Below are 20848 nucleotides of genomic sequence, written 5' to 3'. Positions count from 1 at the left end.
AAATCTAACCTATTGGTTATTTATTTTCAGTGTTGCCTGTAAAGTTAGTTGGCAATACGACTTTATTCTTATGTTTAGTAAATAATTTAGTTACAAATAAGAAGAATAGCGGAACATAGAATATCGCCAAGAATGTTGCTGTCAACATACCGCCGATTACTCCTGTACCTACCGCATTCTGGCTTACAGAACCAGCACCACTACTTGTTGCTAATGGATACACACCAAGAATGAAAGCAAACGAAGTCATTAAGATTGGACGTAAACGTAGACGACAAGCTTCTAACGTTGCATCGATTAATGATTTACCTTCTTTTTCAAGTGCATCTTTAGCAAATTCCACAATCAAAATAGCATTCTTAGCCGATAAGCCCATCGTAGTTAAAAGACCAACAATAAAGTAAATATCGTTATCAAGACCTCTAAACATCGTCGCATATACGGTACCGATAATACCTAGTGGGATCACAAATAGGATCGAAATAGGTACTGTCCAGCTTTCATATAAAGCTGCTAACGACAAGAACACCACAATGATTGAAATATAATAAAGTGTTGTAGTTTGAGAGCCTGTTTGACGTTCTTGATAAGAAATATCTGTCCAGTCAAACGAGAAGCCCTTAGGTAAGTTTTTAGATAATTCTTCCATAGTCGCCATAGCCTGACCAGAACTCAACCCAGGGGCTGCCGAACCACTAATACCCATTGCCGCTACACCATCATAACGAACAAGTGATGGTGAACCATAACTTTTCGTTGTGGTTGCAAATGCATCATAAGGAACCATTTCACCTTTTTGATTTTTCACATGCCAGAAACTAAAATCATCAGGAAGCATTCGATAAGCCGCATCAGATTGTAAATAAACCTTTTTAACACGGTTATTATAAACAAAGTCATCAATATAAGCTGAACCTAATGCAGTTGAAAGCACGGTATTAACACTACTTACCGCAACACCAAGTGCTTGAGCCGTTTCGAAATCCACATTAATTTTATATTGTGGAACATCTAACATACTACCAGGGCGAACTTGTTGTAAGTTAGGATTTTGAGAGGCTTGTCTCAATAGTTGGAAAAATGCGCCCATCAATGCATCATGCCCAAGGCCAGAGGTATCTTTTAACATATATGAGAAACCATTAGCCATACCAAGTGACGGTACTGCTGGTACATTGGTAATAATGACACGACCTTCAGTTATTGTTGAAGCAAACCCCCAACCACTACCAACTAAGGCATCAACTTTTTGGTCTGGGCGAGTACGCTCATCCCAATCTTTTAATCGAATAAAGCCAAGCCCCATATTTTGACCACGACCAACCATACTAAAACCAGCAACGGTAAAGATTTCCTTCACTGAGTCAGCCTTTTTCTCCATATAGAAATTAGAGGTTTTATTCAACACACCCATGGTTTGTTCTAATGTAGAACCGGGTGGTAATTCAACCATGACAATTAATACCCCCTGATCTTCATTTGGTAAGAAGCCAGTTGGTAAGCGATTAAAGCCAAATATTAAAGCAACAACAATTAACGCATAGCAAATAAATGAAACGAGAGGATATCGAATAAATTTAATTACACCTTTTTCATAGGCATGTAAACTTTTGTTATATACATTATTAAATTTATTGAAGAACCATTTAGTACCAATTGAAAACCAGCTAAATGGAGGCACACTTTCTAATTTTTCGCCAATCGTAGCTTTCTTAATTTTGCTTTTTGACGGTGCTTTTAAAATTTGAGCACAAAGTGCTGGCGTTAACACAATTGCCATCACCACTGATAATGACATTGACGTTACAATAGTGATTGAAAATTGACGATAAATCCCCCCTGCTGCACCACCATAAAATGCCATTGGTACGAATACCGCTGAAAGTACCACGGCAATACCAACTAAAGCAGAAGTAATTTGTTCCATCGATTTAACGGTTGCATCATAAGGTGAAAGTCCTTCATCATGCATAATACGTTCAACGTTCTCAATAACCACAATGGCATCATCGACCAGAAGACCGATGGCCAGTACCATAGCAAACATGGATAACGTATTAATGGTAAATCCACAGATATATAGAACCGCAAACGTACCTAACAATACTACCGGTACGGTGATGGTTGGAATAAGTGTAGAACGCAGATTTTGTAAAAACACATACATCACGATAACAACCAAAATGATTGCTTCGATTAAGGTATGTACTACGTTGTTGATCGATAATTTAACAAATGGTGTTGTATCATAAGGATACGCAAATTTAATATCCTCAGGAAAAATATGAGATAACTCTTCAATTTTTTTGTCAACTTTCTCAGATGTATCAAGTTGGTTAGCACCTGTTGCTAAATAAATACCTAAACCAGCTGATGGTTTACCATCATAACGAGAAAGGAAATTATAATCAGCTGCACCAATTTCAACTTTAGCTACATCTTTTAATAAAACATTTGAACCATCTGTATTAACACGAAGTAAAATATTTTGAAATTGCTCCGGTGTTTTTAAACGTGATTGAGCAGTAATGGTAGCATTAAGTTCTTGCCCTTCAGTGGCTGGTAAAGCACCTAATTGCCCTGCAGTAACCTGTGCATTTTGCGCTTGGATAGCACCAATAATTTCTTCAATCGACAGATTAAAATAATTAAGTTTATTTGGATCTAACCAAATACGCATTGCATATTCAGAACCAAATAATTGCGTATCACCTACCCCTTGTACACGACGAATCTGATCTTGTACAGTTGAATAAATAAAGTCAGCTATATCTGCTTGTGTTTTTTGAGGATTGGTTGAGTAAAAGCCGATAACTTTTAAGAAGTTGGTGTTATTTTTAGCAACCGAAACCCCATTTTTTTGAACACTTTCTGGTAGACGAGATTTAATACTTTCTACCTTATTTAATACCTGTACCTGAGCAAAATCAGGGCTAGTACCTGGTGCAAAAGTTAACGTAGTTTGTACCACACCTTGAGCACTACTGGTTGATTTCATATAAATCAAATTATCCAAACCAGTTAAGTTTTGCTCAATTAACTGCGTCACTGTATTTTCAATTGTTTGTGCATCAGCACCTGGATAAACAGCAGAAACCGTAACAGCAGGTGGTGCAATATCAGGATACTGTTCAACAGCAAGTAACTTAATACACAAAGCACCGCCCAGCATCATCATGATAGCAATTACCCATGCAAAAACAGGTCTATCAATAAAAAACTTAGCCATAATTAAATCTACCTTATTTTACGCTGTTTTTGATGAGACTATCTAACTGCTCTTGAGTGAGTTCAGCCGGCTTACCAACTGCAACCGCATTCATAGCTGCTCCTGTTTCAACCCCAGTTAAATTAAGCAGGCCTGTTGTAATTACTTCTTCACCGATATTAATTCCACTAGTTACCACCCAATAGCCACCTACACCAGTATAAATTTTAATATCTTGGCGATACTCAACTGCACCATCTGGTTTTAAAATCTTAGCCGTATATTGGCCTTTTTGGTTACTAGTAATACCTTGTTGAGGCACTAACACTGCATTTTTAATTGTACCTAATGTCATTTGTGGTTTGACAAACATACCTGGTAAAATTTTACCTTCACTATTTGAAAATTGTGAACGCAGTGTAACAGTACCTGTAGTCTCATTAACTGTCATATCTGAAAATTTAATGCTACCTGATAATGCGTATTTAGAACCATCATTAAAAAACAGATCAACGTTATCGCCTTTAGCGGGTTCATAAACAATGTTTTCATCTTGAAGATATTTATTATAGCGAGTAGCCGCTTCAGTCATATCAACATAAATTGGATCAAGTTGTTGAACTAAAGCAAGTGGAGCAGCTTGCCCAGCAGATACCAACGCACCTTCTGTCACACTTGATTTACCAATGTAACCATCAATTGGTGAGTAAACTTTAGTATAATCTAAATTAACTTTCGCAGCGTGTTCTGCTGCTTGAGCCACTAAAACACTTGCTTCAGCTTGTTTAGCATCAGCAGCAGCTTTATCATATTCTTGTTGGCTGATGGATTTAGTATTTAATAGTCCTGCATAACGCTTTAAAGTAAGTTGCGCGATATTAGCATTAGCTTTCGCACTTTCTACACTTGCCACAGCACTATCATAATTAGCTTGATAAATAGCGGGATCGATTTGATAAAGTGATTGCCCAGCTTTAACATTCGAACTTTCTTCAAATTCACGATTTAACACAATTCCGCTAACTTGTGGTCGAATTTCAGCTATTTGCGATGCAACAACTCGTCCCGGTAAACTAATTTTAAGGGTATAATCTAAAGGTTGGACTTTAAAAACAGTTACCTTAGGTAATTGACCATTAGCTGATTGGGATTGATTATTGTCACAACCAGTCAATAACAATAGACCAGATAATGCCAGCGTAAGTAATAGCTTATTAAATCTCATATAAAAAAGACCTCGGTAACTTAATAATTATTTTTTAATAAAAACAATGAAATCATTCAAAAGTGATCGGTGATTTTACAAAAAATATGCATTGATTGTAAGTATCTTAACACCTTAATAGCACAGAGTTCTAAAAATTTACTAAATTTAACCATATCAAAGCAATAATATTAAAAAAATTGGGATTGATATTATGATTATTCGGAGAAATAAAGTAATATATGCGAATTGATTTTTAGTGCTGTAATAAGTAAGTATGGATTTAGCTTACGAATAAAAAGTAAAAAAATTTAATTGTGGTATTTTTTAATCCTTTTTTTTCAATTATATTATTGAATAATTTAAATCTATATTTAATTTAATTCTGAGATGGGTATTATGGATAATTTACGTACTGTTCTAATTGTTATTGCGTCCTTAGTCATTATTGCATTATTGATTCATGGGCTCTGGATCAATAAAAAAGAACGTTCTTCTTTATTTAAATCAGGCAAAAAAGATAAATTCACACCAAATACTCAACAATTTGAAGACATCTACGGCGAAGAAGACGATGTAATATTACTCACGCCTAAAAATAAACAGGATGAAAGTAATAAGCCAGTTGAGTCAGTAGTAGTTGAAGAAGAGAACGTTAAAGAAACCGAGAAAGAAGAAGAGGAAGAGCATTTACCTCTTCAAGAAGATCTATTTTCAAATAATAATGACGAAGAAATTGACGATAAGGCTGATAACGAGCCTACAATCAACTTTCAACAAGAAATTTTTGCTGAAGAGCCAGTAACACCAAAGGTTAAAGAAGTTCAAAAAACGGCTCAACCAGTATCAGAAGAACAAAGCAATCAAAAACTAGATGTCGGTGAAGACAACCAAACTGAAATTATTGTCTTAAACGTAACCGGTATAAATGGCAAATCATTACAAGGTGATGTACTGTTAGCTAGCATAATGCAATCAGGATTCCAATTTGGTGATATGCAAATTTTCCATCGCCATGTTGACCCTGCCGGCAATGGCCCAATTTTATTTAGTTTAGCTAACATGATTAGCCCAGGTTATTTAGATCCTGAAACCATGCACGAATTTACCACACCGGGTGTATCAATATTTATGGTTGCGCCAACTCATGGTAACAATCAACAAAACTTCAAACTTATGTTACAAACCGCGCAACGTATAGCTGACGATGTCAATGGTGTAGTACTTGATGATGAACATCACATGATGACACCACAAAAGATTGATAGTTATAAAGAACGCATTAAAAAAGCTTGTAACGAAATTTAATCACAAGAACTCTTTTTTTAAAACTATTTCACTAATGAAAATTAGTGAAATAGCTAGTTTATGTGGGTTTACAAACTATATTTATCAATACCTATTGTACTAAATTTAGTTACGTACTATTTTATTGCTAATTCTAAAACTGTAGTTTTAATTTAAGAGTTTAAAATCATGCCAAATATAACTGAAAATTCAGTAAATCTTTCTGAATCTCTTCAAGAGGTAACAGAAGAGATAACTGCTTTACGCAATCTGATAAGACATCATGAATATTGTTATTATGTGCTTGATGCACCAGAAATTCCCGACGTAGAATATGATAAATTAATAAAACAACTCCAAAATTTAGAACACAATCACCCTGAACTCATCACATCCGACTCACCAACACAACGTGTAGGAGGCACACCTCTGTCACAATTTGCCTCGGTAAAACATGAATTACCGATGCTATCACTTGATAATGTATTTGATGAATTAAGTTTTAATGCCTTTAATAAAAGGGTAAAAGATCGCTTACATCTTACTAGTAGCCAATCAGTTGAATACTGCTGTGAGTTAAAACTTGACGGGTTAGCGGTAAGTTTATTATACGAAAATGGACGATTCGTTCGAGCAGCAACACGTGGCGATGGCACTACTGGTGAAGATATAACTTCAAATGTAAAAACCATAAGAACTATTCCACTGGTATTAAAAGGTGAAAACATACCTACTCGATTAGAGGTACGTGGCGAAGTCTTTATGACACACAAAGGTTTTGCCAAATTAAATGCAGATGCGGAAAAACGCAAGGAAAGAACATTCGCAAATCCTCGGAATGCCGCCGCAGGTTCATTAAGGCAATTAGATCCTAAAATCACCGCCAAAAGACCGCTTTCTTTTTTCTGTTATGGAGTTGGCATTAATGAGGGCGCAACTCTACCTGATAACCACTATGACCGTCTAATGCAATTTAAAGCTTGGGGTTTACCTGTTAGCGACAAAGTCCAGATTCGCCAAGGTGTCCAAGAAGCACTTGCCTACTTTCATGAAATTGGTGAGGAAAGAATGTCACTTGATTTTGATATTGACGGTGTAGTTATCAAAGTCAACAGTATTGCACAACAACAAGAGCTTGGTTTTGTTGCGCGTGCACCTCGTTGGGCCACAGCATTCAAATTTCCAGCGCAAGAAGAAGTAACACAGCTTAAAAAAGTCGACTTCCAAGTTGGTCGTACCGGTGCCATAACACCAGTAGCAAGACTAGAGCCGGTATCGGTAGCAGGGGTTATCGTCAGTAATGCAACACTCCACAACAGTGATGAAATTGAACGTTTAGGTATTCGAGAAGGTGATTATGTCACTGTACGCCGTGCAGGTGATGTGATTCCACAAATTGTTTCAGTCATCCAAGATCGGCGACCAGCTGACACCAAAGAAATCATCTTCCCAACCCACTGCCCTATTTGTGGCTCCCTTATTGTTCGCGATGAAGGTGAAGCAATCTCTCGTTGTGCCGGTGGATTGATTTGCCCAGCACAGCGCAAAGAAGCTCTAAAACACTTCGTATCTCGCCGGGCAATGAACGTTGATGGACTCGGGGATAGAATAATCGAACAATTAGTAGATAAAGATTATGTCAAAACACCGGCTGATCTTTACAAGCTAACCTTACCAATTTTATGTTCATTAGACAAAGTTGGGCAAAAATTAGCCAGCAACCTAATTAACGCATTAAATCAATCTAAAGACACGACCTTAAATCGATTTATATTCGCCTTGAGCATACCAAATGTTGGTGAAGTCACAGCTGAAAATTTAGTTAACCAATTTGGTAATTTAACGGCGATCGAAAACGCTTCATTAGAGCAACTACAAACTGTAAGTGATGTTGGTGAAGTGATCGCTGAAAGTATTATCGACTTTTTTCAAGAACCCCATAATCGTGATGTCATTGACCAACTAACCAGTCCGGAAATCGGTATACATTGGCCTGATGTCGAAGTACAACCATTAACAATTGACTCACCATTCTCGGGCAAAACCATTGTATTAACCGGAACATTATCACAATTAACCCGTGACGAAGCAAAAGACAAACTAAAAAAACACGGTGCTAAAGTTACTGGTAGTGTTTCTAAAAAAACCGACTTAGTGATTGCGGGTGAATCAGCAGGTTCAAAGCTTACTAAAGCAGAAGAGCTAGGAATAAAAGTCATTGATGAACAAGAAATGTTAGATTTATTAAATCAATGAATAAAAAAGGTGGAATAAATCGAGCTAATTAATCAAAATAGCTTGATTATAAACTAAGGAGAACATTATGCCTTTATTAGACAGTTTTAAAGTCGATCATACTAAAATGAAAGCACCTTTTGTGCGAATAGCTAAAACCATGGCAACCCCTAAAGGTGATGACATAACTGTATTTGATCTTCGCTTTACCATTCCTAATAAAGCACTATTATCTGAAAAAGGGATTCATACATTAGAACACCTATTTGCTGGCTTTATGCGCGACCATTTAAACAGTGATAATGTCGAAATTATAGATATATCCCCAATGGGATGCCGTACTGGTTTTTATATGAGCTTAATTGGTAAACCTAACGAATCGTTGGTAGTTGATGCTTGGTTAAAATCCATGCATGATGTGCTAAATGTAAAATCACAATCAGAAATTCCAGAATTAAACGAATATCAATGTGGAACCTACACAATGCACTCATTAGATGAAGCAAAAGCGATTGCTGAAAAAATCATACAATCCGGTATTGGTATTTGCCATAATCAAGACATCGCATTAACTGATGCAAAACTTGCTACCATTAATCATTAGGAGATATTTATGCCAAATGTCGTTATCGATTTCTTAGAAGGACGCACCATCGAACAAAAACGTGAAATGGCTAAACGAGTAACAGATGCAATTGTCGAAACACTCAACTGCAAACCTGAAGCAGTACAAATTATCATGCACGAAATCTCTAAAGACCAAATTGCCAACGGTGGAGTGCTTCGTTGTGATAAAGATTAATTAAACGATTAATCGCCCCAAAAAATCAACCTCAATATTAAATATTGAGGTTAAACAATTTAAAATATTAAAAACTAATGACGATGTAAATGCAACAAATGCCCTAACTTATTGGCTTTGGTTGCTAAATAATGCTCATTATTTGGGTTCTCTCCTACTTCTAAAGGAACGCGCTCGGTAACCTCTATCCCTGCTTGTTCAAGCACTTTAATCTTTTCAGGGTTATTCGTTAACAGACGAATTTTTGACACCCCTAACAGCGTCAACATATCGGCACATAAAGTAAAATCACGCTCATCTGCCGCAAACCCTAATTGCTCATTTGCTTCAACCGTGTCTAAACCTTGATCTTGAAGGGCATAGGCTCTGATCTTATTTAATAACCCAATATTACGCCCTTCTTGGCGATGATAAATTAAAATCCCTTTACCTTCTTTAGCGATTTGTTTTAAGGCGGCTTCTAACTGAAAACCACAATCACAACGCAAACTAAATAACGCATCACCGGTTAAACACTCTGAATGAACGCGCGTCAAAATTGACGTTTCATCATTGATATCACCAAACACTAATGCCACATGATCCTTACCTGTTGCAATCTCTTCAAAACCAACAATGGTAAAACATCCCCATGGTGTTGGCAGTTTGGCTTGTGCAACATGTTTTAATTGCATTATTATCTCCAAATTTAGTAAACACATAGATAAGATTTTTTAAAAACAAATCGTTCTTCCATGTTAAAATAAATCAAATTTTATGCTTAATTGAGTTTTTAAATGGGGTTAGTAATAAAAAAAACAATAGCGGCATTAGTCTTATTTCTAATTATACCGTTATCTGTAATAGTCGTAAATTGGCATTGGCAACCGTCAGCACTTAATAATTCATCTGAATATTTTTTTTGGATAACCGAAACAGCAAGTTATCCTTGGGCAATAATCACATCAGGACTATTTTTTCTACTGTTCTGTCTACTATTGGCCAATAAAAAAAATATCTTAGTTATATTGTTAATTTTAGTCAGCGCAATGTTAGGTGGACAAATCATTAAAAGTTTAATCAAACAACAAACAGCTGAATCAAGACCATATGTTCTATGGTTAGCTAAAGAGTATCATTTTAGCGACAAACAATTTTATTCCCAAACAAGAGCTGAACGAAAAGCCAACATTGAACAACTACTAACTAATACAACTACAATACCATCTTGGTTGTCAAAACATTGGCAACAAGAAACAGGCTATGCTTTTCCATCTGGACATACATTATTTGCAGCAACATGGGCTTTTTTAGCAATAACATTACTTAGTTTTAGACGACATTTTATAATTGTGACCGCCATCGTAGTCTGGTCAACACTGATTGAAACAAGTCGGCTATTATTGGGTATGCATTCGGCTTATGACCTTATATTAGGCGTTGTTCTTGCTTGGTTAATTGCATTAATAAGCTGTTTTTATGCTAGAAAATGGAATATAGTAGTCAGATGATTTTATAAACAAATTTAAAATTTTAGTTATTTAGAGATTTTTAATAAAATAAAAAGGTTAAAATTATGAAATTAGTAATATCAATTTTATTGATAATTCTTATTTTCGCCATATCGATAACAATAGGTTCAGCTAATAATCAATTAGTCACCTTCAACTATTTAATTGCTAAAACAGAAGTTAGGTTATCGGTATTACTTGCTATTTTATTTGGTTCAGGCTTTTTAGTTGGTTGGATATTAACTGGAATTTACTTCCTAAAATCAAAATTCCAACACTCATCAACAAAACGTAAACTAAATAAATTACAGAAAAAATATGATGAAAATACACATCAAAATTTAACCAAATTAGAAAAATAGGTAATTATGTTTGAATTGTTATTTCTATTACTCCCCATAGCCGCCGGATACGGCTGGTACATGGGAGATAGAAATGCCAAACAAAAATATTTAAATGAATCTAACCGACTATCTAGAGAATATGTAGATGGTCTAAACTTTCTTTTGTCAAACCAAAAAGATAAGGCGGTTGACCTCTTCCTTGACATGTTAAAAGAAGATGAAGGCACACTTGAAGCCCATCTTACCTTAGGTAACTTATTCCGTTCACGAGGCGAAGTAGACCGCGCAATACGTATTCACCAAGCATTAATGGAAAGCGCCTCATTAACCTTTGAACAAAGACTATTAGCTATTCAACAGCTTGGTCGAGATTACATGGTGGCAGGTTTTTACGATCGCGCAGAAGAGATGTTTTTACAGCTAATCGATGAAGAAGACTTTCAGCAACATGCCCTACAACAACTGCTAGTCATATATCAATCAACTAGCGAATGGAATAACGCAATTAACGCTGCTACCAGACTGGTCAAACTTGGTAATGTAAAATACAAAATCGAAATAGCCCAATTTTATTGTGAGCTTGCTGCCATCGCTATTGCTAATAATGATTTGGATCAAGCTTACACCTTACTAAAAAAATCAGCGGCTGCGGACGCTAATTGTGCACGAACATCATTAATGCTTGGGCGAGTATTTATGGCGCAAGATAAAGCTGAACAAGCAATCGAGTCATTCCAACAAATATTAAATCAAGATAAAGCATTAATCGGTGAAGCGTTACCATTATTAAAAGCATGTTACGCAAAACTTAATCAACCTCAGTTATTTAAACAATTCCTCGAAATTTGTGTCAAACAAGATACTGGCAATGTTGCCGAATTGATGCTAGCCGACATTGTTGAAAAAGACAATGGACTCGATGCAGCGCAATATTACCTTTATCGTGAATTATTAAAACACCCAAATCTAAAAGGATTCTATCGCTTAATGGATTACCATGTTGCCGATGCTGAACAAGGAAAAGCTAAAGAGAGCTTATTACTACTTCGCAACATGGTTGGTGAGCAAATAAAATCAGTACCCAATTACCGTTGCCAAAAATGTGGATTTAAGGTTAACACCCTCTATTGGCTATGTCCGAGCTGTCGCTCATGGTCAACCATAAAACCAGTTCGAGATTTCGAACATCATTCAGATAATTAAAAAGAGTAAAATATGTTTCTAATTGATTCGCACTGTCATCTAGACAGTTTGGACTATACAAACAAATCGATTGATAGCGTATTGCAAGAAGCACAAAACAACGAGGTGAAACATTGCCTAAGCGTGGCAACCACACTTTCAGGCTATGAATCGATGAAAACAATGCTCATGCCATACCAAAAACAGTGCTCATTTTCATGTGGAATTCACCCACTCAATTTGGATGATGAGCCCTACGATGCCGAACGTTTTGCTCGCCTTGCTCAAGAAGACAACGTTATCGCTTTAGGTGAAACAGGTTTGGATTATTACTACCAACAAGATAATATTGAATTGCAACAAGCCAACTTTATTGAACATATAAAATTAGGCAAGCAACTAAAAAAACCGATCATTGTTCACACTCGTAACGCCAAGCAAGACACACTAAAACTCCTAAAAGAAGAGCAAGCTTATTCCGGTGTACTGCATTGTTTTACTGAAGATATTGATACAGCCAAAGCTTTATTAGATATTGGCTTTTATATCTCATTTTCCGGCATCATTACCTTCAAAAATGCCGAACCGTTACGAGAAGTAGCAAGATATGTTCCATTAGATCGCATATTGATTGAAACTGATTCGCCTTATTTAGCCCCCGTTCCTTATCGAGGAAAAGAAAACCAACCCGCTTATGTTCGGGAAGTGGCTAATTACTTGGCGGCATTAAAAGGCGTATCTCTAGAAACAATTGCAAAACAAACAACCACTAACTTTTGTCAATTATTTAATTTACAAGGGGCATTCAATGAGTAACACATTAACTATCGATTGGGATGATTTTTTAACCAATTATTGGCAAAAAAAGCCGGTCATCTTGCGTGATGCTTTTAGCAACTTTATCGACCCAATCACCCCAGAAGAACTAGCTGGCCTTGCCATGGAAGAAGAAATTGAAAGCCGAATCGTTACCAACAAAAACGGCATATGGGACGCCGCCTACGGTCCATTTATCGATTATAGTCACCTAGGTCAAGACCATTGGAGCCTCCTTGTACAAGCAGTTGACCATTGGCATGAACAAGCAGCTACACTCGTTGAACCATTCAAATGTATTCCTCAATGGCAATTTGAAGACCTAATGATCTCCTATGCCACACAAGGTGCAGGCGTTGGACCTCATATTGATAATTATGATGTCTTTATTATCCAAGGCAAAGGTTGCCGTCGTTGGCAGGTTGGTGATCGTAATCCTAATTACAAACAGTTCAGTGCTCACAAAGCGCTACTGCATGTAGAAGATTATGAGCCAATTATTGATGAAGAAATCACTGCGGGTGATATTTTATATATTCCAATTGGCTTTCCACATAATGGGGTATCAATTGGAGAATCGCTCAGCTACTCCGTAGGATTTAGAACTCAAACGTCACAAGAACTACTCAGTGGTTTTGCTGATTATGTGATTGATAACTTACCCAATGGCATCTTCTATCAAGACCCAGACTTAAAATTACCAAATGATCCTTATCGAATCCAACCTTATGAATTAGAAAAACTACAAGGACAAATGATCGACCTTATCAAAAACCCAGACTTATTCAATGACTGGTTTGGTAAACACATCACTATTCCTATGCATGATCTCAACATCATCCCAGTTGATCCCTCATATGAGCTAGATGAATTTGAAGAAATCCTAAAATCTGGCGCTGAACTCTATCGTGTACCAAGTATACGTATTGTAAAAATAGAGGATACGGCTTATATCAACGGTAAAAAAATACCACTACCCATGGAAACCATCGACCTATTATGTGAAACCGATGTACTTTACTACGAACAATTACAAGATGAACAAACCCTACATGTCATGTTGAAATTTGTTAATCTTGGTTACTGGTATTTTGACGAAGAATAAATTTCGCTCAAAAACTATTGACTGAAAAAGTCATCGAAAAAACCACAAAATGGTGAAATTATCAGCTAATTTGTCTCAAAAATTAGATATTTATCAGAATTAGTCGAATAATTTCGCCAAAATAGAAATAAACAGAATAAAACCCACGAATTTCGGCTTTTCATTTGGATTTTTATCATTTTTAAGTATATACTTGCCCCCGTTTTGAATTCCCGCCTTCATTTAATAATAAATGCTTATCCATTATAAATAACTTGAGGTAAACATGAACACTAACGTAAACCAGGCCGAGCACGCTGAAAGTGAACAAACTACCCCCTATCAAAAACGAACCCTATTTGCATCAACAGTAGGTTATGCATTAGATGGCTTAGATATGATGATTTTAGGTGTATGTTTTAGCCTAATTGCCGTCACCTTCAACCTAACTAATGCTGACCTTGGCACCTTGACGTCAGGCACATTATTAGGGGCCGTATTAGGCGGAATCTTTTTTGGAATTCTTGCTGATAAATATGGACGAGTCAGAGTATTTTCATGGACAATCCTAATCTTCTCATTATTCACCGGTCTTTGTGCTATCTCACCTAATTATGAATGCTTCCTCATTTTTCGTTTTCTAAGTGGACTGGGTCTAGGTGGTGAATTTGGTATCGGCATGACGCTAGTTTCGGAAAGCTGGCCAAAGCACAAGCGCTCAAGGGCAACCTCAATTGTCGCACTAGGCTTCCAAGCCGGTATCATCCTTGCAACACTAACTGTCAATTTTATTGGTGAAGCACACGGATGGCGCTGGGCATTTGCGATGGGAGTATTACCAGCGCTATTTGTTGCTTGGACGCGTAAAGGACTTAAAGAGCCTGAAATCTGGCAAAATCTAAAAGACCAAAATAAAAACAAAATTGCCATAGGCAAACTATTTAAAAACCCGAGAATCACCGCAACAACTATCGGATTAACCATTGCCTGTGCAGTACAAAATTTTGGCTTTTATGGCATAATGGTTTGGATGCCAAACATGATCGCGTCTGAATATCACTTACCTTTCAAAAATACCATGTTTTGGACTATCTCAACCACGATTGGCATGTCATTAGGGATCTTAATTTTTGGTTGGTTATGTGACAAATTTGGACGCCGACCTTCATATATCGTATTTTTATTGATTTCCGCCGTATCAATCTGGTTCTACTTCCAACAAAAAGAGGTTGCCATTTTAATTCTATTTGGCTCAGTGATTGGCTTTTTTGTGAACGGCATGATGGGTGGATATGGTGCATTACTAGCTGAACACTACACGACTGATGCGCGCTCAAGTGCTGAAAACATTATTTTTAACGTCGGTCGTGGGATTGCTGGCGTATCGCAAGTACTGATTGCTTACTTAGCAACTATCTACTCAATCAGCTATGCATTAGCATTGCTGTCAGGTGCTTACCTATTATCTGCAGCAGCCTTTATATTCTTAATTCCAGAAACCAAAGGCAAAGTATTAGAATAGCGAGATAAAAAAAGGGCTTAAAAAGCCCTTTCTAAATCATGTTTACCTCAAATTAATTGATATGCATACCACCAGTAACACCATAAACTTCACCAGTGGTATAGCTTGACTCTTCCGATGCCAAATGCACATAAACACCAGCAAGTTCAACAGGTTGTCCTGCACGTTGTAATGGAGTCTGTTTACCAAATTCAGGAATCGCCTCGCTTGGCTGACCACCACAAATTTGTAATGGCGTCCAAACCGGACCTGGCGCCACACTATTTACTCGAATACCTTTACTACCTAATTGAGCAGATAAGCCACGAGTAAATGCAATAATCGCTGTCTTGGTTGAAGCATAATCCAACAAATTGCCACTTGGTTGATAAGCTTGCACAGAAGAAGTGGTAATAATCGTCGAGCCAGATTTTAAATAACCTAATGCCGCTTTAGTTACCCAAAATAGTGAAAACACATTAATTTCAAACGTTTTTTTGATTTGCTCAGTAGACAAATGCATAATATCTTCTACCGCAGTTTGCTTACCAGCCACCAAGGTTAAATTATCAAGTCCACCTAATTTTTTATGCGCTTCTTCAACTAATTTTTTACAAAATGACTCATCGCTTAAATCACCAGGGATAAGCACAGCCTTTCGACCCGCAGACTCAATGATTTTAGCCACATCTTCGGCATCTTTTTGTTCTGCTGGTAAATAATTAATTGCAACATCAGCACCTTCTCTTGCATACGCAATAGCTGCTGCGCGTCCAATACCTGAATCACCACCGGTCACCAACATTTTTAGACCTTCTAAACGTTGATGACCTTGATAACTTTCCTCACCACAATCAGGAACTGGTTTCATCTCATATTGCAAACCAGGAGGATTTTGTTTTTGTTTAGGAAATTTATCATGAAAATATTTTGGATTATGCTTACTCATATAATATTCTCCTAAGTTAAACATGCATTTAAATTCAAATTTAACATAATAGAATCAATTAATAATCACAAAATCCTATTGTCGAGTATATTTTATATCTTTAAAATACTTAATTAATTCAATTAATTATACTGTGAAAAATAAAAATCATTGATAACGAGAAAAATAACTTACTTGGATGGTTTAGCGAGGACAAAAACAACAAATGCTAAAACCATTATGGGTGAAAAATTAAACACCAAACACAGTGTAACAAATAAATATACATTAAGCTAGTAATGCAGAATTAATGATAGCTATTTTTTGAAAGAACAATCAGTCGTAACATCCACAATAAGAATCCTTTTACCATCAATGTAATACGTATATTTAGCCCCCTCATTAAAATATTTCTTCATTTTACGTATTTGAGGTGAATCGGAACAATAAGATTCAACAATTGCCTTTTTAACCAATTCCCTATTATCGGGTAAAAGAAATTCGTCTGGAGTGATCCCATTAATTTCATATTGATAAACGACAACATTACCTTCAGCGTTAACATCGGATAAAGTTGTGTATTCATCTAAAGTGATGGGTAAGATTTTTTTAACTACGCTGATGGCTGCCTCTCTATAATAATCGGACTCATCAGTCCTATTATCGAAATCTAGGTCCTTTTTATCAGGATATTCATCGATGAGTTGTATTAATCTCTGGGTTTTTTCAGTACCAATAGTGTCCACAAGCTTATCAATCCCATCATTGCTATACTGTGAATACTCAAAACATAATTGCAGCAATAAAAAAATAATTTTTATCATTCATCCACTCATCCATAACCAATAGAAGCTATTGCCGATTACCTTTTGTCTGACAATCGGCTGGCGTTAATTCAACCACAACAATCTCTTTATTATCAATAAAATAATGATAGTATGCCCCATCCGGGAACGCCGTTTTCAATTGTTGCATATCCTCCGTATTTTCACAATAAGCAGTAAAAAGTGCTTGGCGAATCGTATCGAGCGTACTGGGTAACAACATCGTATGCTCTGGCGTATTTTTAACATCATATTGATAATTGATGATATTACGATCCTTATCCTTCTCAACGCCAACCAAAGTCGTTAACTCATCAACCTCAATGGGTAAGGCTTTTTTCATAGGCTCAATCATCGAATTTTGTATTGCTGCAAGGGAATCATTTTCAACTGGGGTATTTTTTTTAGCATTATCACAACTTAACAGCAAAAAACTCATCACAAAAAACGCTAGCAATTTAAATATTTTCATAATGATATCTCACATAACGGAATAAATAATAATTATGAATAAAGAGTTAAAAAATGCTCAAAGCAATTTGGGAAAGATGAACAATAGTTATACACCAACCTTCATTAAAAAGCCAAAACAATCCTATTTAAATCATCAAAAACCCCGCTCCTCAACTTTTTTTAACGAACATATAAATGAATTGATGATGCTTTTAAAAAAACAACAAAAAAATTGTTGCACTTTTTTTTAAAACGAGTATTTTGGATAAATATTTTTAAAGAATTAACGAAATAATTACAAATGAACTTTTCACTCATCGTCGTCCTCATTAACATTAGCGTGGTCATTATTCCAACGCGGGGGCGTCTTTTGAGTTAAATATATGGTCATCATATTTCAAAACCCCCGCCCCAAAAAGCGGGGGTTTTTTTTTAGACATGGCATAAGAAAAAGCAAAAAGTGAGGAATGAATGTTAGGAACACAGTGGATTGTAAAAACCTTAAAAGAAAAAGGCATTACTACCGTTTTTGGATATCCTGGTGGTCAAATTATGCCTCTATACGATGCGCTTTATGATGGCGGAATTGAACACGTACTTTGCCGTCACGAACAAGGCGCAGCCATGGCAGCCATTGGCTATGCCCGAGCAACAGGTAAAATTGGCGTTTGTATTGCCACATCGGGGCCTGGTGCAACCAACATTATTACTGGACTTGCTGATGCACTAATTGATTCGGTACCCGTAATTGCAATAACAGGACAAGTTCCAACTTCACTTATCGGCACTGATGCTTTTCAAGAGGTTGACGTTTTAGGATTATCCCTTGCATGTACCAAACATAGCTATTTAATTGATGATGCCACCCAGTTGCCAAATACCTTACAAGAGGCCTTCAACTTAGCCAATTCGGGCAGGCCAGGACCAATATTAATTGACATCCCGAAAGATATCCAGCTTGCCGACCATGATTACCAAACCTATTTAACGCCAACATCCATAAAAACGCCTTCTGATAATGCTCAACTCAATCCAATATCACCTGACGAGATAAAACAAGCCAAACAAATGATCTGCCAAGCCAAAAAACCGATGCTCTATATTGGTGGTGGTGTTGGGCTTTCTGGTGCTATTAACGAACTACGCGAATTTATGACGTTAACCCAAATTCCTAGCGTATCGACTTTAAAAGGGCTTGGCGTTGCTGACCTTAACAATCCTTATTACTTAGGACTTATTGGGATGCACGGCGCCAAAGCGGCTAACTTAGCCGTACAAGAGTGTGACTTACTGATCGCTTTAGGGGTTAGATTTGACGACCGCGTTACTGGCAAACTTAACGAATTTGCTAAACATGCAAAAGTGATCCATGTCGATATTGATCAGTCAGAAATCAACAAACTACGCCAAACCCATTTAGGCTTACAAGGTGATATTAAACACATATTACCGATGCTTAACCAAACGGTCTCAATTGATGACTGGCATAACAAAATAAAACAACTGAAAGCCCAGCATCCAACACGTTATGATCATCCGGGTGACGCCATTTATGCGCCAGCACTGCTCAAACGCATTTCTGAACGCAAACCAGCTAACACCGTCATCACCACCGACGTAGGTCAGCACCAAATGTGGACAGCGCAACACATGTCCTTTACCCACCCACAAAACTTTATTACCTCAAGTGGGCTTGGCACTATGGGCTTTGGATTACCAGCGGCAGTTGGCGCACAAATGTCTAGACCAAACGACATGGTAATTTGCGTATCGGGTGACGGCTCATTCATGATGAATGTACAAGAATTAACAACGATTAAACGCAAAAAATTACCCGTCAAAATCGTTCTCATCGATAACCAACGCCTAGGCATGGTAAGACAATGGCAAGAGCTATTTTTTAATGAAAGATATAGCGAAACCAACTTATCAGATAACCCCGACTTTTTAATGCTAGCCAAAGCCTTTGACATACCAGGGCAAACCATCAGCAAAAAATCGGAAATCGAAGGCGCACTCGATAACCTATTCAATTCGAAAGGTGCTTATCTACTGCACGTATGTATCGATGAGCTTGAAAACGTATGGCCACTGGTACCACCAGGCGCAGCCAACGAAAACATGTTAGATAAAAGTAACAAGGAGTAAGTGATGACTCAAAAAGCGACACATCAATTTACCATAACTGCCAATGATAAATTGGGTTCACTTGAACGCATTTTACGCGTTGTTCGCCACCGTGGAGGCCATATCGAACAGATGCAAATGCAATCAATTGACAATCAATTATTCACCTTGACACTGACATTGACAACCGAACGAACGCTATCGTCACTGCAAAACCAAATTACCAAATTGGAGGATGTAATAACGGTAGCGTAGTAAAGAACAAATAGATTCTTTTGTAAAAAAGACAAATTAAATTAATAAACTATAGCAGTTAAACAAAGTTATGTATAATGCACAAATTAATAAAAGCAAAATACATGCTTAATAAAAGTAAATTTAAGAGGAAAACAAAAAATGGGTACTACAGCAAAATCTGATTATATTTGGCTAAATGGCGAAATGGTTCCATGGGCTGATGCAAAAATACACGTAATGTCACACGCCCTACACTATGGAACTTCAGTATTTGAAGGTGTTCGTTGTTATGAAACTAACAACGGTCCAGCAATTTTTCGCCATAAAGAACACGCACAACGCTTACTAAACTCAGCCAAAATTTATCGTTTTCCTGTCCCTTATTCTCTTGAAGAGATCATGGAAGCCACTCGCCAAGTCATCAAAAAAAATAACCTAAAAAGTGCCTACATTCGCCCATTAGTCTTTATTGGTGATGTTGGTATGGGCGTTATTCCGCCTGCTGGTTACAAAACTGATGTTATGATTGCAGCATTCCCATGGGGAGCCTACCTTGGTGAAGATGCGTTAGAACAAGGTATTGACGCAATGGTATCATCATGGAACCGTTTTGCACCAAACACTATCCCAGCAGCAGCTAAAGCGGGTGGTAACTACTTATCATCACTTCTTATCGGATCAGAAGCCCGAGCTAATGGCTTCCAAGAAGGCATCGCATTAGACGTAAACGGTCAGCTTTCTGAAGGTTCTGGGGAAAACTTATTTATCGTCAAAGATGGCATATTATTTACCCCATTACTATCATCATCAGCACTACCAGGTATTACCCGTGATGCAATCATCAAACTTGCACATGATCTAGGCATTGAAGTACGTGAACAAACTCTATCACGTGAATCACTCTATCTAGCTGATGAAGTATTTATGACCGGTACCGCTGCCGAAATCACACCAGTACGTAGTGTTGACCGAATCCAAGTTGGTATTGGTCGTTGTGGCCCAATCACGAAGAAAATCCAACAAACCTTCTTCGGATTATTTAATGGCAAAACTGAAGACAAATACGGTTGGTTAGATCCAATTAAATAAAATAAATACACCGCAGCAAAAACTGCGGTGTCGTCAT

The 20848-nt window shown here is 37.0% G+C and carries 19 protein-coding genes; 13 read left to right on the top strand and 6 right to left on the bottom strand.

Features of this window, described 5'->3' with window-relative positions; all coding sequences use genetic code 11:
• Positions 1-16 precede the first annotated feature (16 nt).
• Both J3U18_RS04690 and J3U18_RS04685 read right to left on the bottom strand, forming a co-directional pair.
• On the bottom strand, positions 17-3229 hold the full coding sequence (locus tag J3U18_RS04690; protein ID WP_267353072.1) for an efflux RND transporter permease subunit: 3213 nt from the start codon (positions 3227-3229) through the stop codon (positions 17-19).
• 13 nt (positions 3230-3242) lie between these two features.
• A complete protein-coding gene (locus J3U18_RS04685; protein ID WP_065563409.1) occupies positions 3243-4433 on the bottom strand; it encodes an efflux RND transporter periplasmic adaptor subunit in 1191 nt (396 codons plus the stop codon).
• A 378-nt stretch (positions 4434-4811) separates the two neighbouring features.
• Here J3U18_RS04685 and zipA point away from each other — a divergent pair, with 378 nt between their 5' ends.
• From zipA to J3U18_RS04665, 4 genes are all read left to right on the top strand, one after another.
• Positions 4812-5720 carry a cell division protein ZipA gene (gene zipA / locus J3U18_RS04680; protein ID WP_218058462.1) on the top strand — a complete coding sequence of 303 codons (909 nt, stop codon included), beginning with the start codon at positions 4812-4814 and terminating at the stop codon, positions 5718-5720.
• 168 nt (positions 5721-5888) lie between these two features.
• Complete coding sequence (gene ligA, locus J3U18_RS04675; RefSeq protein ID WP_267353071.1) at positions 5889-7955, top strand: NAD-dependent DNA ligase LigA; 2067 nt, start codon at positions 5889-5891, stop codon at positions 7953-7955.
• A gap of 67 nt (positions 7956-8022) precedes the next feature.
• Positions 8023-8538, top strand: a complete 516-nt coding sequence (gene luxS / locus J3U18_RS04670; protein ID WP_267353070.1) for an S-ribosylhomocysteine lyase — start codon at positions 8023-8025, stop codon at positions 8536-8538.
• A gap of 9 nt (positions 8539-8547) precedes the next feature.
• Positions 8548-8736 carry a 2-hydroxymuconate tautomerase gene (locus J3U18_RS04665; RefSeq protein ID WP_267353069.1) on the top strand — a complete coding sequence of 63 codons (189 nt, stop codon included), beginning with the start codon at positions 8548-8550 and terminating at the stop codon, positions 8734-8736.
• Between the two features lie 74 nt (positions 8737-8810).
• On the opposite strand, the gene ribA is transcribed toward J3U18_RS04665, so the two are convergent.
• Positions 8811-9410 carry a GTP cyclohydrolase II gene (ribA, locus tag J3U18_RS04660; RefSeq protein WP_267353068.1) on the bottom strand — a complete coding sequence of 200 codons (600 nt, stop codon included), beginning with the start codon at positions 9408-9410 and terminating at the stop codon, positions 8811-8813.
• 102 nt (positions 9411-9512) lie between these two features.
• Between ribA and J3U18_RS04655 the strand changes: the two genes are divergently transcribed.
• From J3U18_RS04655 to J3U18_RS04630, 6 genes are all read left to right on the top strand, one after another.
• Positions 9513-10226, top strand: a complete 714-nt coding sequence (locus J3U18_RS04655) for a phosphatase PAP2 family protein (RefSeq protein ID WP_065563405.1) — start codon at positions 9513-9515, stop codon at positions 10224-10226.
• Between the two features lie 65 nt (positions 10227-10291).
• Positions 10292-10588, top strand: coding sequence for a LapA family protein (locus tag J3U18_RS04650; protein ID WP_065563404.1), 297 nt, complete (start codon positions 10292-10294; stop codon positions 10586-10588).
• 6 nt (positions 10589-10594) lie between these two features.
• Complete coding sequence (gene lapB, locus J3U18_RS04645; protein ID WP_267353067.1) at positions 10595-11773, top strand: lipopolysaccharide assembly protein LapB; 1179 nt, start codon at positions 10595-10597, stop codon at positions 11771-11773.
• Between the two features lie 12 nt (positions 11774-11785).
• Entirely contained in the window at positions 11786-12568 is a 783-nt protein-coding gene (locus J3U18_RS04640; RefSeq protein WP_065733782.1) for a YchF/TatD family DNA exonuclease, read from the top strand.
• Entirely contained in the window at positions 12561-13673 is a 1113-nt protein-coding gene (locus J3U18_RS04635; protein WP_267353066.1) for a cupin domain-containing protein, read from the top strand. The genes J3U18_RS04640 and J3U18_RS04635 overlap by 8 nt, the downstream gene beginning before the upstream one ends.
• Positions 13674-13938: 265 nt before the next feature.
• Positions 13939-15174 carry an MFS transporter gene (locus J3U18_RS04630; protein ID WP_267353065.1) on the top strand — a complete coding sequence of 412 codons (1236 nt, stop codon included), beginning with the start codon at positions 13939-13941 and terminating at the stop codon, positions 15172-15174.
• A 52-nt stretch (positions 15175-15226) separates the two neighbouring features.
• Here the strand turns inward: J3U18_RS04630 and J3U18_RS04625 are convergent, their stop codons facing one another.
• The 3 genes from J3U18_RS04625 to J3U18_RS04615 form a co-directional block, all read right to left on the bottom strand.
• Positions 15227-16102, bottom strand: a complete 876-nt coding sequence (locus J3U18_RS04625) for an SDR family oxidoreductase (protein WP_220225784.1) — start codon at positions 16100-16102, stop codon at positions 15227-15229.
• A 296-nt stretch (positions 16103-16398) separates the two neighbouring features.
• Complete coding sequence (locus tag J3U18_RS04620) at positions 16399-16905, bottom strand: hypothetical protein (protein ID WP_267353064.1); 507 nt, start codon at positions 16903-16905, stop codon at positions 16399-16401.
• Positions 16906-16933: 28 nt separating this feature from the next.
• Positions 16934-17377, bottom strand: a complete 444-nt coding sequence (locus J3U18_RS04615; protein ID WP_267353063.1) for a hypothetical protein — start codon at positions 17375-17377, stop codon at positions 16934-16936.
• 452 nt (positions 17378-17829) lie between these two features.
• Between J3U18_RS04615 and ilvG the strand changes: the two genes are divergently transcribed.
• The 3 genes from ilvG to J3U18_RS04600 all read left to right on the top strand — a co-directional run bounded on the left by ilvG (position 17830) and on the right by J3U18_RS04600 (position 20811).
• A complete protein-coding gene (gene ilvG / locus J3U18_RS04610; RefSeq protein ID WP_267353062.1) occupies positions 17830-19506 on the top strand; it encodes an acetolactate synthase 2 catalytic subunit in 1677 nt (558 codons plus the stop codon).
• A gap of 3 nt (positions 19507-19509) precedes the next feature.
• A complete protein-coding gene (gene ilvM, locus J3U18_RS04605; RefSeq protein WP_267353061.1) occupies positions 19510-19740 on the top strand; it encodes an acetolactate synthase 2 small subunit in 231 nt (76 codons plus the stop codon).
• A 141-nt stretch (positions 19741-19881) separates the two neighbouring features.
• Positions 19882-20811: a branched-chain amino acid transaminase gene (locus J3U18_RS04600; RefSeq protein ID WP_065563394.1), complete on the top strand. Its 930-nt coding sequence runs from the start codon at positions 19882-19884 to the stop codon at positions 20809-20811.
• The last annotated feature ends 37 nt before the right edge of the window (positions 20812-20848 follow it).

This window comes from Gilliamella sp. B3482 (assembly GCF_026536805.1).
In the GTDB taxonomy this organism is placed as follows: domain Bacteria; phylum Pseudomonadota; class Gammaproteobacteria; order Enterobacterales; family Orbaceae; genus Gilliamella; species Gilliamella apicola_E.
Note: the sequence above shows the minus strand (reverse complement) of the source record. Positions and strands in the feature narration are given on the sequence as shown.

Coding starts and splice junctions, on each gene's coding strand:
- J3U18_RS04650 (WP_065563404.1), top strand. CDS start 10,292: ATGAAATTAGTAATATCAATTTTATTGATAATTCTTATTTTCGCCATA.
- zipA (WP_218058462.1), top strand. CDS start 4,812: ATGGATAATTTACGTACTGTTCTAATTGTTATTGCGTCCTTAGTCATT.
- ribA (WP_267353068.1), bottom strand. CDS start 9,410: ATGCAATTAAAACATGTTGCACAAGCCAAACTGCCAACACCATGGGGA.
- lapB (WP_267353067.1), top strand. CDS start 10,595: ATGTTTGAATTGTTATTTCTATTACTCCCCATAGCCGCCGGATACGGC.
- J3U18_RS04600 (WP_065563394.1), top strand. CDS start 19,882: ATGGGTACTACAGCAAAATCTGATTATATTTGGCTAAATGGCGAAATG.
- J3U18_RS04620 (WP_267353064.1), bottom strand. CDS start 16,905: ATGATAAAAATTATTTTTTTATTGCTGCAATTATGTTTTGAGTATTCA.
- ligA (WP_267353071.1), top strand. CDS start 5,889: ATGCCAAATATAACTGAAAATTCAGTAAATCTTTCTGAATCTCTTCAA.
- J3U18_RS04635 (WP_267353066.1), top strand. CDS start 12,561: ATGAGTAACACATTAACTATCGATTGGGATGATTTTTTAACCAATTAT.
- ilvM (WP_267353061.1), top strand. CDS start 19,510: ATGACTCAAAAAGCGACACATCAATTTACCATAACTGCCAATGATAAA.
- J3U18_RS04615 (WP_267353063.1), bottom strand. CDS start 17,377: ATGAAAATATTTAAATTGCTAGCGTTTTTTGTGATGAGTTTTTTGCTG.
- J3U18_RS04655 (WP_065563405.1), top strand. CDS start 9,513: ATGGGGTTAGTAATAAAAAAAACAATAGCGGCATTAGTCTTATTTCTA.
- J3U18_RS04630 (WP_267353065.1), top strand. CDS start 13,939: ATGAACACTAACGTAAACCAGGCCGAGCACGCTGAAAGTGAACAAACT.
- J3U18_RS04625 (WP_220225784.1), bottom strand. CDS start 16,102: ATGAGTAAGCATAATCCAAAATATTTTCATGATAAATTTCCTAAACAA.
- J3U18_RS04665 (WP_267353069.1), top strand. CDS start 8,548: ATGCCAAATGTCGTTATCGATTTCTTAGAAGGACGCACCATCGAACAA.
- luxS (WP_267353070.1), top strand. CDS start 8,023: ATGCCTTTATTAGACAGTTTTAAAGTCGATCATACTAAAATGAAAGCA.
- J3U18_RS04685 (WP_065563409.1), bottom strand. CDS start 4,433: ATGAGATTTAATAAGCTATTACTTACGCTGGCATTATCTGGTCTATTG.
- ilvG (WP_267353062.1), top strand. CDS start 17,830: ATGTTAGGAACACAGTGGATTGTAAAAACCTTAAAAGAAAAAGGCATT.
- J3U18_RS04640 (WP_065733782.1), top strand. CDS start 11,786: ATGTTTCTAATTGATTCGCACTGTCATCTAGACAGTTTGGACTATACA.
- J3U18_RS04690 (WP_267353072.1), bottom strand. CDS start 3,229: ATGGCTAAGTTTTTTATTGATAGACCTGTTTTTGCATGGGTAATTGCT.